Here is a 14,427-nt window from a genome sequence, read left to right on the forward strand (position 1 = left end):
GAACCCGATACCGGCAAGTCCGAATTGTCGCCGAACGAGGCGCGGCAGTCCGAGAGGGGCCGTGGCCTGATCTACGTTCTGGGCGGCGGTCTCGTGCTGGCTCTCGTGGTCTGGGCAGTGATGGAACTGTTCGCCCCGAAGGGCGCAAGCCCGGATGTCGAGACCGTGACCGAGGATGCCGAACAGGTGGCGCCTGCCGCCGACTAGAGCCCTTCAGGCTTAAATGGAATCCGTTCTGTTAAACTCGGTTTGAGCAAAAGCGCCGCCGCGGTCTGGATTTCCGATAACAGAGCGGCTAAATCATGGGCCCGGAGGGGCGCATGACCGCCCTTCACGCGAATGACGCCTGAAGGGAGCGGGAGGCGATGGCCAAGACCGATATTGCCACACGGGTCTATGATCACAGCTGGAAGCTCGACCCGATCATCCGCAGCCTTCTGGACACGGATTTCTACAAGCTCTTGATGCTGCAGATGATCTGGAAGCTCTATCCGGACGTCAACGCCACCTTTTCCCTGATCAACCGCACTGCCTCGGTCCGCCTTGCCGATGAGATCGACGAGGGGGAACTGCGCGCTCAGCTCGATCATGCGCGCGAGATCAAACTCACCAAGAAGGAAATGATCTGGCTCGCAGGCAACAGCTTTTACGGCCGCTCGCAGATATTCGAGCCGGAATTCCTGACATGGCTCGCCAATTTCCGCCTGCCGGAATATGAGCTGACGCGTCATGACGGCCAGTATCAACTGACCTTCCACGGCCGCTGGATGGAAACCACGATGTGGGAGATACCGGCGCTGTGCATCATCAACGAGTTGCGCTCGCGCGCGGCGCTGAAGGGTATCGGCCTGTTCACGCTGGACGTGACCTATGCCCGCGCCAAGGCCAAGATGTGGTCGAAGGTCGAGCGGCTGGCGGCGCTGGACGGGCTGAGAATATCCGATTTCGGTACCCGCCGGCGGCACTCCTTCCTGTGGCAACGCTGGTGCGTTGAGGCGCTGAAGGAAGGCATCGGTCCGGCCTTTACCGGCACCTCCAATGTGCTGCTCGCCATGGATACCGATCTGGAAGCCGTTGGCACCAACGCCCACGAACTGCCGATGGTCGCCGCCGCCCTTGCCGAGACGGACGAGGCGCTTGCGGCGGCCCCCTACAAGGTGATGCAGGACTGGAACAAGCTCTATGGCGGCAATTTGCTGATCGCGCTGCCGGATGCCTATGGCACAACGGCCTTCCTGCGAAACGCGCCGGAATGGGTTGCCGATTGGACCGGCTTCCGCCCCGACAGCGCGCCGCCGATCGAGGGCGGCGAGAAGATCATCGCCTGGTGGAAGAAGATGGGCCGCGATCCGCGCGAGAAGATATTGATCTTCTCTGACGGGCTGGACGTCGATGCCATCATCGAAACCTACAAGCATTTCGAGGGCAGGGTGCGCATGAGCTTCGGCTGGGGCACCAATCTCACCAATGATTTCATCGGCTGCGCGCCGCACCGCGTCGGCGGGCTGAAGCCGATCTCGATCGTCTGCAAGGTCTCCGACGCCAATGGCCGCCCGGCAGTGAAGCTCTCCGACAATCCGCAGAAGGCGACCGGCGATCCGGCCGAGGTCGAGCGCTATCTGAAATTCTTCGGTTCCGAGGATATGGTCGATCAGCCGGTGATGGTCTGACATGCTTATACGCGAAGGCAAGGCAGAGGATCTGGAGGCGCTTTACGCGATCGCGCTTCTGACCGGTGATACCGGCCAGGATGCAAGTCCGCTTTATGACGATCCGCATATGATCGGCCATATCTATGCCGCGCCCTATCTGATGGTCGATGGCGGCTTCTGCTTCGTCGCCGAGGATGAGGCGGGGGTCTGCGGCTATGTCGTGGGCACAGCCGATACCGAGGCCTTCGCGCGGACGCTGGAGACGGACTGGTGGCCGGCGCTCAGGAAGCGCTATCCGGAGCCGGATGCGGAAAGCCGCGCGCAATGGTCGCCCGATGAATGGCGCGCCCATCTGTTTCATCATCCGGAAGCGCCGCCGCCGGCAGTGGTCGAGGCCTATCCGGCGCATCTGCATATGAACCTGCTTGCGCGCGCCCGAGGCCATGGGCTCGGGCGTCAGCTTCTCGGCGCGGCGCTGCGACATCTCACCGAACTTGGGGCCAGTCACGTTCATGTCGGGGCAGGATGGACCGAGGCGGGCGGCGCCGCGTTCTGGCAGGCCTGCGGTTTCGCGGTTCTGGAGGAGGCTGGCCGCACGGTCTATCTCGGCCGGGCTGTGGCCTGATTGCCACCCGGCCCGTGAAGCTCTGTTCAAACAAGCCCAATTACATTGACACCTGAAAACCGGCCCCGCTAAGAAGATCCCGGATCAGGTTCCGTTCGCGAGAACGGATGAAAAGGGAACGCGGTTCAAAACCGCGGCTGCCCCCGCAACTGTAACCGTTGAGCCATTTCCACCACGTCACTGGGCACATGTCCGGGAAGACGGAAATTCAGGCGATGACGCGGAAGCCAGGAGACCTGCCCGATCCGGTCACCCTTGCTTGAACACGGGGTTCTTGTTCAGGCGCGGTCGTCCGTCGCGGTGACATTCGAAAACGATGTTGCCGTGGATGGATGGTCGGGCCAAACCGCTTTCCCATTCCCCACGGTGCTTTTTTGCCGGCCGCGGCCGGCCCGAATGGGGATTTGACATGAGAGAATTCATTGCGGCCGGCATGGCCGTCGCCGTGCTTGCTTCGGCCGGAGAGGGGCTGGCGCAGGATGCCGGCGCCACGACGGTTCTGGAACCCATCTATGTGACGACGCCCTTGCGCCGCCCGTCCACGATCGTGCAGTCGACCTCGACGGTCACGGTGGTCACCGAGGAGGATATCGAGCGCTCCGCCGCCGTCGATCTTCCCTCGCTGCTGAGAAGCTATCCGGGCGTCAACGTCACCACCAATGGCGGCATGGGTGCCAACGCCGGCATCACCCTGCGCGGCACCAATACCGGCCAGACGCTGGTGCTGGTCGACGGTATGCGGGTCGCCTCCGCCACCGGCGGCTCCACCGCCATCGCCAATATTCCGCTTGCCAGCATCGCCCGCGTCGAGATCGTCGAGGGCGCGCATTCGGCCCAGTGGGGCGCGGACGCGATCGGCGGCGTCGTCAACATCATCACCAAGGATGGCAATTTCTGCGAAAATGGCGCTTCGATCTGCTCCAGCGTTGAAACCGGCGTGACCTGGCCATGGGGCGGCTTCGGCACGCTCGCGACCCGTGGTGTCACCGGGTCTGGGGTCGATTTCAATGTCGGCCTCTCGGTCATCGGCACGGAAGGCTATGATTTCACCACGCCGTCAAATATGGTTCATGAGCCGGGTCGCGACGGCTTCCTGCAAGGCAGCTTCAACTATTCGATCGGCAAGGATTTCGCCTGGGGCCGGGTCTATTCGCAGGGCTTCTATGCCCGCTCCAACCCGCATTTCGACAGCGCGCCCTATGCCGACTGGATGACCGGCGACATGGTCTACGGGGCCAATCAGTCGATCCAGACGAATGCCGCCTTCAAGCTCGGCGCGGAATTCGACCATGCCGACGACTGGTCGTCGGTGTTCGAACTCTATTCCGCCTTCGACTATCAGAAGAATTTCCGCGACGATCATCCGGAAGCCGATACCCATTACGACACCAATCGCTTTGGGATTTCCGGTTCGACCACGAAGGAAGTCTTGGCGGGCGATGCGCTCAACATCTTCACGCTCGGCTTCGACGCCTATCGCGAAACGGTCGATTCTTCCGTCGACTACACCGAGACCGGACGCAATGTCGGCGCCTTCTACGGCCAGTACGGCCTCGAACTGGATGCCCTCACGGTGAATGCCGGCCTGCGCTACGATGCCGACGAACAGTTCGGCGGGGCGCTGACCTATAATGTCGGGCTCGGCTACGAACTGGTCGAAGGGCTGACGGCGCGCGCCTCGTTCTCCACGGGTTTCAACGCGCCGACCTTCAACGATCTCTACTGGGCGTTCGACGGCTCCTATGTCGGCAACCCCTATCTCGACCCGGAAACCTCGAAGAACTGGGAGGCGGGGCTGAACTGGGATTCCGGCGCGGGCAGCGTGGTCGACGTCGTCTATTACGAGAACTATATCGACGACATGATCGTCTTCGTCTCCGACCCGATCACCTATATCGGCACCATGGAGAATATCGAGAAGGCCAAGGTCAGCGGCGTGCGCGCGACCTATTCGCAGATGCTGCTCGACGACCGGCTCGGCCTTGATTTCGGCCTGGAATACCGCCTGCCCAAGAACGAGACCGATGACGAGTATATCGCCAACCAGAACCGGCTGAAGCTGACGGCCGCGGCAAGCTGGCAGGCGACCGAGCGTCTCAATTTGAACGCCGGTATCGAATATGTCGGCAGCCGCTGGACCAATGAGTCGAACTTCAATCCGCAGCTCGGCGACTATACCGTGGTCGATATTTCCGCCAATTATGCCGTGGATGACTTGTCAAACGTCAAATTCGCGGTCGAAAATCTCTTCGACGAGGATTACCAGACAATTCCCGGATATAATGCGCCCGGCACAACCGTGACGCTTTCTTACCGAAGGACCTTCTAAATGCCGCACCCGGCGCACGCCAAACGCAATGTTTTCAGCGCAGCGTGCGCCGGGTTTCTTCTACTTCTTCCCTTCACCGCCGCCGCCGCGCCGCAACGCGTGGTCTCGATCAATCTGTGCACCGACCAGATGGCGATGCTCGTTGCCGGAGAAGGGCAATTGATATCGGTGTCCAGGCTTGCCGCCGATCCCGCCATCTCGGCGATGGCGGCAGAGGCCGCCGGCTACCGGCTGAATGACGGGCTGGCGGAGCAGGTTTTCCTGATGAAGCCGGATCTGGTGCTCGCCGGCAGCTATTCGACGCGGGAGACGGTCGATCTTCTGAAGCGGCTCGGGATCGCGGTGGCGGAGTTTCCGCCCGAGGCCTCGCTCGATGATGTGCGGCACAATCTGGAACGTCTTGGCGTGCTGCTCGACAGGAAGCAGGCCGCGGCGGACGTGATCGCCGCGATGGATGAAGGCCTCGCCGCTCTCGCCGAAACGCCGCCCGGCAAGCGCACGGCCGCACTCTATTACGCCAATGGCTATACCTCTGGCAACGACACGCTTGCCGGCGACATGATCGCCCGGCTCGGTCTCGTCAATATCGCGTCGGAAGTCGGGATCGATACGCTCGGCCGGCTGCCGCTGGAACGGCTGATCATGGCAGCGCCGGATGTGATCGTCGGCGGCGACGCGGGTTATGAGGCCCCGGCGCTCGCCGAGGCCGGGTTCAGGCATCCCGCGTTTTTGGCCGCCGCCGAGCGGAGCGATTACGTTAGCCTGCCGAGCCGCTACACCATATGCGGCGGACCTTTCAACGTGGCGGGGCTTGCCTTGCTGGCCGAAAAACTTGGCGGAGGCGGAGCGGATGAATGAGCGCCGGCGCTATTTTCGGCTGATGGTCGTCCTCGGCATTCTTGTGCTGGTGCTGTTTACCGCCTCCCTCGTCGTCGGGCCGGCAGGCATCGGGTTTCGCCAGAGCGTCGCCGGCCTGTTTGGGCGCGATGCGGCGTCCATCGTTCTGATCATGCAGGAAATCCGGTTGCCGCGCGCCATTCTCGGGTTGATGATTGGGGCCACGCTCGGGCTTTCCGGCGCGGTGTTGCAGGGCTATCTGCGCAATCCGCTGGCCGAGCCCGGCCTTCTCGGCGTCTCGGCGTCGGCCTCGCTCGGGGCGGTGATCGCGATCTATACCGGCCTTTCGGCGCTGTTTTCGATGGCGCTGCCGCTTCTGGCGCTGGCCTTCGCCTTCGCCTCGGTGCTGCTGGTGCGGTTTCTGGCCGGGGGCGGGGCGCGCAGCCTGACGATCATTCTCGCAGGCGTCGCGGTGACCAGCTTTGCCGGGGCCATGACCTCGCTTGCGCTCAACCTTTCGCCCAATCCCTTCGCGGCGATGGAGATCATGTTCTGGATGCTGGGTTCGCTCGCCGACCGCTCCATGCTGCAGGTGTGGCTGTCGGCGCCGTTCATGCTGGCCGGCTGGGTGCTTCTGTTCGGCTGCGGCCGCGCGCTCGACATGCTGACGCTCGGGCATGAGGCCGCTGCCAGTCTCGGCATGTCGCCGAAGCGCACGGAGCGGATGGTGATCTGGGGCGTGGCGGCAAGCGTCGGCGCGGCGACCGCCGTTTCCGGCGCGATCGGTTTCGTCGGCCTGGTGGTGCCGCATATCCTGCGGCCGCTCGTCGGTTCGGTGCCGTCCAGGCTGCTGCCGGCAAGCGCGCTCGGCGGAGCGGCGGTGCTCTTGGCGGCCGATGTCGCGGTCAGGCTGGTGGCACCGGAGCGTGACCTGAAGATCGGCGTGGTGACGGCGCTGATCGGCGCGCCGTTCTTCCTCTGGCTGATCTACAAGACGCGGCGGGAACTGGTCTGATGCTGCTGCGCGCCGAAAACCTCACCGTTGAAAGAGGCGGCCGCGCCATCGTGGATGGCGTCGATCTCAGGGTCGGGCGCGGCGAGCTGGTCGGCCTGATCGGCCCCAACGGCGCGGGCAAGACGACGCTTCTGAAGGCGCTGATCGGCGTGACGGCGGCATCCGGGGCCGTGTTCCTGCGGGATAGCCCGCTGGAAAAGCTGAGCGCCAACGAACGCGCCCGCCGGGTCGCCTTCCTGCCGCAGGACCACGAGATCGCCTGGCCGGTGAAGGTGCGCGAGGTGGTGGCGCTTGGCCGCCAGCCGTGGCGCCAGGGCAGTTGCTTCGGCGATTACGCCCGTGGCCAGATCATTGCCGAGGCGATGGCGCGCATGGGCGTCGAGGGCTTTGCCGAGCGCACCGCCGACACGCTTTCCGGCGGCGAGCGCGCCCGCGTGCTGATCGCCCGGGCGCTGGCGCAGATGACCCCGCTGCTGATCGCCGACGAGCCGGTCGCCGGGCTTGATCCCGCCCACCAGATCGGCCTGATGGAGGTGTTCGTCTCGCTGTTGCGCGAGGGGCGTTCGGTGCTCGTGTCGCTGCACGATCTCGGCCTTGCCGCGCGCTGGTGCACCCGGCTGATCATGATGGATGGCGGCGGCGTGGTGGCGGATGGACCGCCCGCCGCGGTGCTGACGCCGGAAAACCTGCGCCGGGTTTATGGGATCGAAGCCTATTTCGGAAAAGCCGATGGCGGTCCGGTGATCATGCCGACCCGTCTTTCACCGAAATAGCGTTGCGGCGGGTGCGGCGTCCCGTTCCTGCCGAAAGCGCCATTGCGCGAAGGCGGCGATTTCGCTAAGACACCGCAGTTTTCCCGGCTTGCGTCGCATCTGGCTGTCCCAAGCGAGGCACGCGGCCTGCCGGCGGAACGCGGCATGGATGAGGCGTCCGGATCGGTACGCTTTGGAATTTTGAGTTGGAAAGTCTTCAATGGCCCGCATCGTCATGAAATTCGGCGGCACGTCTGTCGCCAATATCGAGCGCATTCGCAATGTGGCGCGTCATGTGAAACGGGAAGTCGATGCCGGCCACGAGGTCGCCGTGGTGGTTTCGGCCATGGCCGGCAAGACCAACGAACTGGTGGAGTGGACGCGCGAGGCCTCGCCGATGCACGACGCCCGCGAATATGACATCGTCGTTTCTTCGGGTGAACAGGTCACTTCCGGGCTGCTTGCCATCGTGCTGCAGTCGATGGGCGTCAACGCCCGCTCCTGGCAGGGCTGGCAGTTGCCGATCAAGACCGATGGCACCCATGGCGCGGCCCGCATCGTCGATATCGACGGTTCGGACATCATCAAGCGCATGGGCGAGGGCCAGGTCGCCGTCTGCGCCGGTTTCCAGGGCATCGGCCCGGACAATCGGGTCGCGACGCTCGGTCGCGGCGGCTCGGATACCTCCGCCGTCGCCATCGCAGCTGCCGTCAAGGCCGATCGCTGCGACATCTACACCGATGTCGATGGCGTCTACACCACCGATCCGCGCATCGAGCCGAAGGCGAGGCGCCTGAAGAAGGTGGCGTTCGAGGAAATGCTGGAAATGGCCTCGCTCGGCGCCAAGGTTCTGCAGGTTCGCTCGGTCGAGCTTGCCATGGTTCACAAGGTGCGCACATTCGTGCGTTCAAGCTTCGATGCGCCGGACGCCCCCGGCATGGGCGATTTCGACAATCCGCCCGGTACCCTGATTTGCGACGAGGATGAGATTTTGGAACAGGAAGTCGTAACCGGCATCGCGTATGCCAAGGACGAGGCTCAGATTTCGCTGCGTCGCGTCGAAGACCGCCCCGGCGTTGCCGCCGCCATCTTCGGCCCGCTCGCCGATGCCCATGTCAATGTCGACATGATCGTGCAGAACATCTCGGAAGAGGGCACGCATACCGATATGACCTTCACCGTGCCGGCATCGGACGTGGAAAAGGCCAAGGCCGCGCTTGCCGCCAAGCAGTCCGAAATCGGCTATGACGTGATCCAGAGCGAGACCGAGCTTGCCAAGATTTCGGTGATCGGCATCGGCATGCGCTCCCATTCCGGCGTTGCCGCCTCGGCCTTCAAGGCCCTGTCGCAGAAGGGCATCAACATCAAGGCGATCACGACGTCCGAGATCAAGATCTCGATCCTGATCGACGGCGCCTATGCCGAGCTTGCAGTCAGGACTTTGCATTCCTGCTACGGTCTCGATAAATAGACCCTAAAAGGACGTCCGGTGAGTCCCGGACGCCCATGGAAGCGAAAACGCTTCCGCCACCGGGGACAGACTGTGATGAACCACCAGGCATCGAGCCCGCGCATATTGCTGAAGCGGCTGAGGGAACTGATGGCGGAGCCATTGGAGCCGCAGGACCGCCTCGACCGCATCGTCGGCCAGATCGCCGACAATATGGTGGCCGCGGTGTGCTCGGTCTATGTGCTGCGCGCCGACAGCGTTCTCGAGCTTTACGCCACGCAAGGCCTGAAGCGCGACGCCGTCCACCTTGCCAGCCTGCGCATGGGGCAGGGGCTCGTCGGTACGATCGCGGCCTCGGCCCGTCCGCTGAACCTTTCCGACGCCCAGTCGCACCCCGCCTTCCGTTACCTGCCGGAGACCGGCGAGGAAATCTACCACTCCTTCATGGGCGTGCCGATCCTGCGCGCCGGCCGCACGCTCGGCGTTCTGGTCGTCCAGAACACCGATGAGCACGCCTATAGCGAGGAGGAGGTCGAGGCGCTGCAGACGGCGGCGATGCTGCTCGCCGAACTGATCGCCTCCGGCGACCTCAAGAAGATCACCCGCCCCGGCATGGAGCTGGATCTCACCCGTTCCGTATCGTTGTCGGGCGATGCCTATGGCGAGGGGATCGCGCTCGGTCATGCCGTGCTGCACGAGCCGCGCATCGTCATCAGCAATCTTGTCAACGAGGACAGCGACGCCGAGATCGCGCGGTTGCGCGCGGCCGTCGAGAAACTGCGCTTCTCGATCGACGAACTGTTGCAGCGCAACGATGTGCCTTCCGAGGGCGAGCACCGCGAGGTGCTGGAAACCTACCGCATGTTCGCCCATGACCGCGGCTGGGTCCGCCGGCTGGAAGAGGCGATCACGCTGGGGCTGACGGCCGAGGGCGCGGTCGAGAAGGTGCAGAGCGACACCAAGGCGCGGATGATCCGGCTTACCGACCCGTTCATGCGCGACCGGATGCATGATCTCGACGACCTCGCCAACAGGCTTCTGAGACAGCTGACCGGCGGAGAGATCGACCGCGACGGCGAGAATTTTCCCGATGACGCGGTCGTCGTGGCGCGGGTCATGGGCGCTGCCGAGCTTCTCGACTATCCGCGCGAAAAGCTGCGCGGCCTGGTGCTTGAGGACGGGGCCGCCACCAGCCATGTCATCATCGTCGCGCGTGCCATGGGCATTCCGGTGATCGGCCAGGCGACCGGCGTTGCCGCCCAGGTCGAAAACGGCGATGCCATAATCGTTGATGGCGATGATGGCGAGGTGCATGTGCGCCCGCTCGATGCACTCGTCGTTGCATACGAAGAGAAGGTCCGCCTGCGCGCCCGCCGGCAGGAACAGTTCCGCGCGCTGCGCGCCGTCGAGCCGGTTTCCGCAGATGGCGTGCGTTTCAAGCTGATGATGAATGCCGGCCTGCTGGTCGACCTGCCGCAACTCGACGATTCGGGCGCGGAGGGCATCGGCCTGTTCCGCACCGAGTTGCAGTTCATGATCGCCTCTCGCATGCCGAAGGCCGCCGAGCAGGAGAGTTTCTACCGACAGGTGCTCGACCATGCCGGCGACCGCCCGGTGACCTTCCGCACGCTCGATATCGGTTCCGACAAGATGGTCTCCTTCTTCCGCGCCCAGGAGGAGGAAAACCCGGCCATGGGCTGGCGCGCGATCCGGCTTGCGCTCGACCGGCCCTATCTCCTGCGCATGCAGATGCGCGCTCTGATGAAGGCGACGGCGGGCGAGACCCTGCGCGTCATGGTGCCGATGGTTTCCGAGGTCGGCGAGCTGCGCGAGACGCGGGCGCTGATGGCCAAGGAAATCCAGCATCTCGTCAAGTTCGGCCATCAGGCGCCGAGGAAGATCGAGCTCGGCGCCATGCTGGAAGTGCCGGCGCTGCTTTATGAAATCGACGAGCTGATGGCCGAGGTCGATTTCGTCTCGGTCGGGTCCAACGACCTCTACCAGTTCTTCATGGCGATCGATCGCGGCAATGCCCGGGTTTCCGACCGCTACGACACGATCAGCAAGCCGTTTCTCCGGATGTTGCGCGATATCGTGCGCGCGGGCGAGCGCAACAATGTGCCGGTGACGCTGTGCGGCGAATATGCCAGCAAGCCGATTTCGGCGCTGGCGCTGTTTGCGATCGGCTACCGCGCCGTGTCGATGTCGCCGACGGCGATCGGACCGGTGAAGGCGATGCTGCTCGGGCTCGATATCGACGCGGTCAGCGCCGAGATCAACGCCGCGCTTGACGATCCCGGCAACGGCACCCCGGTGCGCGCATTGCTTGAACGCTTTGCGAACGACCACAATATTCCGCTATAGACGGCGATCCGTCATAAGCGATCGGCGCGCGAGCGCTCCATAACAAACCTCCATAACCAGCGGAGTGATCCCGGCGTGGCAAGGCTACCCAAAGACAAGATGCGCGAATTGGAACGGCGGTTCTCCGAGGTCGAGGCCCGGATGTCGTCCGGTCCCGACGCGGAAACCTATGTGAAGCTCGCCTCCGAATATGCCGAGCTGGAACCGGTGGTGAAGAAGATCCGCGACTATCAGGCCGCCGAAAGCGAGCTTGCCGATCTGGAAACCCTGCTCGCCGACAAGGCGACCGACCGCGAAATGCGCGAACTCGCGGAAATGGAGATGCCCGACCTCGAGGAGAAGATCGACGCGCTGTCGGGCGAAATCCAGATCCTGCTGCTGCCGCGCGACGCCGCCGATGAAAAGAGCGCCGTGCTCGAAATCCGCGCGGGCACCGGCGGTTCCGAGGCGGCGCTGTTCGCCGGCGACCTGTTCCGCATGTATGAGCGCTACGCCTCTTCCAAGGGCTGGAAGGTCGAGGTGCTGTCGGCGAGCGAGGGCGATGCGGGCGGTTACAAGGAAATCATCGCCTCGGTCTCAGGCAAGGGCGTGTTCTCCCGGCTGAAATTCGAATCCGGCGTTCATCGGGTGCAACGCGTGCCGGAAACCGAGGCCGGCGGGCGCATTCATACATCGGCGGCGACCGTAGCCGTGCTGCCGGAAGCTGAGGATATCGATGTCGAGGTGCGCCAGGAAGATATCCGCATCGATACGATGCGCTCCTCAGGTGCTGGCGGCCAGCACGTCAACACCACGGACTCCGCCGTGCGCATCACCCACCTGCCGACCGGCATTGTCGTCACCAGTTCGGAAAAATCCCAGCACCAGAACCGGGCGAAGGCGATGCAGGTGCTCAGGGCAAAGCTCTATGACATGGAACGCCAGCGCGCCGATGATGCCCGTTCCGCCGACCGCAAGAGCCAGGTCGGTTCGGGTGACCGGTCGGAACGCATCCGCACCTATAATTTTCCGCAGGGTCGCGTCACCGATCACCGCATCAATCTCACGCTCTACAAGCTCGATGCCGTGATCGCCGGCGATCTCGACGAGGTCGTGGATGCGCTGGTGGCCGATTACCAGGCCGGCCAGCTTGCCATGCTCGGCGTCGAGGCGCATTGAGGTGACGCTTTCGGAACTCTTCCGCCAGACTGTCGACGCCTTCGCGGCGGCAGGTCTCGATGCGCCGCAGGAAGATGCTCATCATCTCGTCAGCGGCGTGCTCGGCCTGACGCTGACCGAGATGGTGACCGAGGGTGCGCGCGTGATCGATGCCATCGAGATGCAGGCGGTCGCCGAAGCGGTCGAACGCCGCAAGAACCGCGAACCGGTCTACCGCATTCTCGGCGCGCGCGAGTTCTACGGGCTCGACTTCCTGCTGTCGCCGGAAACGCTGGAGCCGCGGCCGGATACCGAAATCCTGGTCGAACAATGCCTGCCCTTCCTGAAACGCCGCATCGCCGAGACCGGGCGGGCGCGTTTCGTGGATCTCGGCACCGGAACCGGGGCGATCGCGATCACGCTGCTCAGCCAGTGTCCAGAAGCGGAGGGCGTGGCGACGGATATTTCCGAGGGCGCCCTTGAAACGGCGCGCGGCAATGCCTTGATAAATGGCGTAGCCGACCGGCTCAGCCTTAAACAGGGTTCGTGGTTCGAGGCAATTGACGGCCGGTTTGACATGATCGTGTCAAATCCGCCTTATATCGTCTCGGACGAGATTGCGGCGCTTCAGCCCGAGGTTCGCGATTTTGATCCGCTGGCAGCCCTTGATGGCGGCGAAAGCGGCCTGGATGCGTATCGGGCGATCGCCGCCGGCGCGGGCGACCATCTTGCCGAAGGCGGGATCGTGGCGCTCGAAATCGGAGCCGAACAGAAGGTGGCGGTGACCAGGGTGTTTACTGAGGCCGGTTTCAAACTCTCGGTTGCAGCCAAAGACCTCGGCGGAAACGATCGCGTGTTGATATTCATCAGGTCCGATTGAGGCCGGAGACAGAGGCGGCGGCTTTTTGGCCGCCGGCAATGGGTCTGTCTAAATATTTGAAACTGCGCGGCGTTCCTGTCGCGAAAGATTGCGATTTTCCGGCCCAGGCGCCCGGATTTTTTTGAAATCAGCTAAAGAAAGGGCTTGGAATTTCTCCACAGGCGGGCTAGGTTGCAGCCACGCAAAACGGCGACTGAAAGAAACAGCGATTCGTCGCTTGGCCTCAGTCTACAGGTTTTCCGTCCAATGTTGGTTCATTGCGACTTACCGTCTTTTGCGTGATTCAGGTCCTTAAATTCCACGAATGGCAGCGCTGAGATGCCCTGCCGGATGGACTATGCCGCCGTGTGTTCATGACACCGCCCGGCAAAGGGCGTAGCTCGACCATAAACAGAAATTCAGGTGAAGTTTTCATGAGGTCAGGACAGCAGAATAAACGCGGACGCGGGCGCGGCGGCAATAATAACAATTTCAACCGCAAGGGCGCCAATCCGCTGACCCGGACCTATGACAGCGCCGGTCCCGATGTGAAAGTCCGCGGCACCGCCCAGCATGTGGCGGAGAAATACATGACGCTGGCGCGCGACGCCCAGAGCGCCGGCGACCGCGTCATGGCTGAAAACTATCTTCAGCATGCCGAGCACTACAACCGGATCATCGCCGCCGCCCAGGCGCAGATGCAGGATCGCCACCAGCGCGACGACCGCTCCGACAATGATGACAATGACGACAACGCCGCCCAGGCCAACGGCAACCGCGCCGATGATCGCAATGACGGCAATGATCGTAACGACCGCAATGACCGTAGCGAGCGCAACGACCGCAACGACCGTCGCAACAATCGCCGCCCCGAACAGGCCGTCGATGCCGATGGGCCGCAGCCGGTGATTGAGGGCACGCCCGCCGAAGTGATGGCAGAAGATGCCAACGGCCAGCCGGTCGACAAGCCGCGCCGCCGCGCTTCGACCGCCGCCCGCCCGCGCCGCACCAAGCGCGCCGCCGCCGAAACGGCAGCCGAGGGCGAAGCACCGGCAACCGAGGACAAGGCACCCGCCGCCGAAGCCGCCCCGGAAGGCGAAGCCCCCAAGAAGCCCGCCCGCCGCCGTCGCACGCCGAAGGCGGAAGCTGGCGACAATGACGGCAACCACGACGCCAAGGCGCTGGCTGACGCTGCTTCGGAATAAGCAGCGGTCGTCGGGCCGAGGCGCAGTCGTTGGTTTCTGGCTTTCGATATCGGAAGCCTCTCCGTTCCTGATCTCTCCCCTTGAGGGAGAGATGCCCCGAGAGGGGCAGAGAGGGGTGAACCCTCTCCGAGAGTTCGGTGTTGACGGCTTTTAGGGCTTGCGCCCTTTACCCCTCTCTGTCGCTTTCGCGACATCTCCCCCT

Annotated in this window: 11 protein-coding genes, 1 pseudogene and 1 riboswitch; all 12 genes and pseudogenes read left to right on the plus strand. The window is 63.6% G+C overall.

Annotated elements, in window-relative coordinates; genetic code table 11:
- A pseudogene (locus tag B4E36_RS21010) lies at positions 1–207 on the plus strand (hypothetical protein); the annotation flags it as partial.
- A 158-nt stretch (positions 208–365) separates the two neighbouring features.
- Positions 366–1,670 carry a nicotinate phosphoribosyltransferase gene (gene pncB / locus B4E36_RS21015; protein WP_292054422.1) on the plus strand — a complete coding sequence of 435 codons (1,305 nt, stop codon included), beginning with the start codon at positions 366–368 and terminating at the stop codon, positions 1,668–1,670.
- Position 1,671: 1 nt separating this feature from the next.
- Positions 1,672–2,277 carry a GNAT family N-acetyltransferase gene (locus B4E36_RS21020; RefSeq protein ID WP_345900784.1) on the plus strand — a complete coding sequence of 202 codons (606 nt, stop codon included), beginning with the start codon at positions 1,672–1,674 and terminating at the stop codon, positions 2,275–2,277.
- Between the two features lie 69 nt (positions 2,278–2,346).
- Positions 2,347–2,535, plus strand: a riboswitch (cobalamin riboswitch).
- A 151-nt stretch (positions 2,536–2,686) separates the two neighbouring features.
- The gene (locus B4E36_RS21025; RefSeq protein ID WP_292054425.1) at positions 2,687–4,606 is read left to right on the plus strand and encodes a TonB-dependent receptor domain-containing protein; all 1,920 of its coding nucleotides are present in this window, start codon (positions 2,687–2,689) and stop codon (positions 4,604–4,606) included.
- Positions 4,607–5,464, plus strand: a complete 858-nt coding sequence (locus B4E36_RS21030; RefSeq protein WP_345900785.1) for an ABC transporter substrate-binding protein — start codon at positions 4,607–4,609, stop codon at positions 5,462–5,464.
- The gene (locus tag B4E36_RS21035) at positions 5,457–6,458 is read left to right on the plus strand and encodes a FecCD family ABC transporter permease (protein ID WP_292054427.1); all 1,002 of its coding nucleotides are present in this window, start codon (positions 5,457–5,459) and stop codon (positions 6,456–6,458) included. Before B4E36_RS21030 ends, B4E36_RS21035 begins: the two co-directional genes overlap by 8 nt.
- A complete protein-coding gene (locus B4E36_RS21040; RefSeq protein WP_292054475.1) occupies positions 6,455–7,231 on the plus strand; it encodes an ABC transporter ATP-binding protein in 777 nt (258 codons plus the stop codon). Before B4E36_RS21035 ends, B4E36_RS21040 begins: the two co-directional genes overlap by 4 nt.
- Before the next feature lie 199 nt (positions 7,232–7,430).
- On the plus strand, positions 7,431–8,681 hold the full coding sequence (locus B4E36_RS21045; protein ID WP_292054428.1) for an aspartate kinase: 1,251 nt from the start codon (positions 7,431–7,433) through the stop codon (positions 8,679–8,681).
- A 75-nt stretch (positions 8,682–8,756) separates the two neighbouring features.
- On the plus strand, positions 8,757–11,024 hold the full coding sequence (ptsP, locus tag B4E36_RS21050; protein WP_292054430.1) for a phosphoenolpyruvate--protein phosphotransferase: 2,268 nt from the start codon (positions 8,757–8,759) through the stop codon (positions 11,022–11,024).
- 75 nt (positions 11,025–11,099) lie between these two features.
- The gene (gene prfA, locus B4E36_RS21055) at positions 11,100–12,182 is read left to right on the plus strand and encodes a peptide chain release factor 1 (protein ID WP_292054432.1); all 1,083 of its coding nucleotides are present in this window, start codon (positions 11,100–11,102) and stop codon (positions 12,180–12,182) included.
- Complete coding sequence (prmC, locus tag B4E36_RS21060; protein WP_414673801.1) at positions 12,178–13,041, plus strand: peptide chain release factor N(5)-glutamine methyltransferase; 864 nt, start codon at positions 12,178–12,180, stop codon at positions 13,039–13,041. Before prfA ends, prmC begins: the two co-directional genes overlap by 5 nt.
- 413 nt (positions 13,042–13,454) lie before the next feature.
- Positions 13,455–14,225 carry a DUF4167 domain-containing protein gene (locus B4E36_RS21065; RefSeq protein ID WP_292054436.1) on the plus strand — a complete coding sequence of 257 codons (771 nt, stop codon included), beginning with the start codon at positions 13,455–13,457 and terminating at the stop codon, positions 14,223–14,225.
- Positions 14,226–14,427 lie beyond the last annotated feature (202 nt).

The sequence above is a fragment of the Martelella sp. UBA3392 genome (genome assembly GCF_002358775.1).
GTDB lineage: Bacteria > Pseudomonadota > Alphaproteobacteria > Rhizobiales > Rhizobiaceae > Martelella > Martelella mediterranea.

Excerpts from the sequence above, each read along its gene's own strand:
- B4E36_RS21045 (WP_292054428.1), top strand. The coding sequence starts at position 7,431 with ATGGCCCGCATCGTCATGAAATTCGGCGGCACGTCTGTCGCCAATATC.
- B4E36_RS21065 (WP_292054436.1), top strand. The coding sequence starts at position 13,455 with ATGAGGTCAGGACAGCAGAATAAACGCGGACGCGGGCGCGGCGGCAAT.
- B4E36_RS21025 (WP_292054425.1), top strand. The coding sequence starts at position 2,687 with ATGAGAGAATTCATTGCGGCCGGCATGGCCGTCGCCGTGCTTGCTTCG.
- B4E36_RS21035 (WP_292054427.1), top strand. The coding sequence starts at position 5,457 with ATGAATGAGCGCCGGCGCTATTTTCGGCTGATGGTCGTCCTCGGCATT.
- ptsP (WP_292054430.1), top strand. The coding sequence starts at position 8,757 with ATGAACCACCAGGCATCGAGCCCGCGCATATTGCTGAAGCGGCTGAGG.
- pncB (WP_292054422.1), top strand. The coding sequence starts at position 366 with ATGGCCAAGACCGATATTGCCACACGGGTCTATGATCACAGCTGGAAG.
- B4E36_RS21020 (WP_345900784.1), top strand. The coding sequence starts at position 1,672 with ATGCTTATACGCGAAGGCAAGGCAGAGGATCTGGAGGCGCTTTACGCG.
- B4E36_RS21030 (WP_345900785.1), top strand. The coding sequence starts at position 4,607 with ATGCCGCACCCGGCGCACGCCAAACGCAATGTTTTCAGCGCAGCGTGC.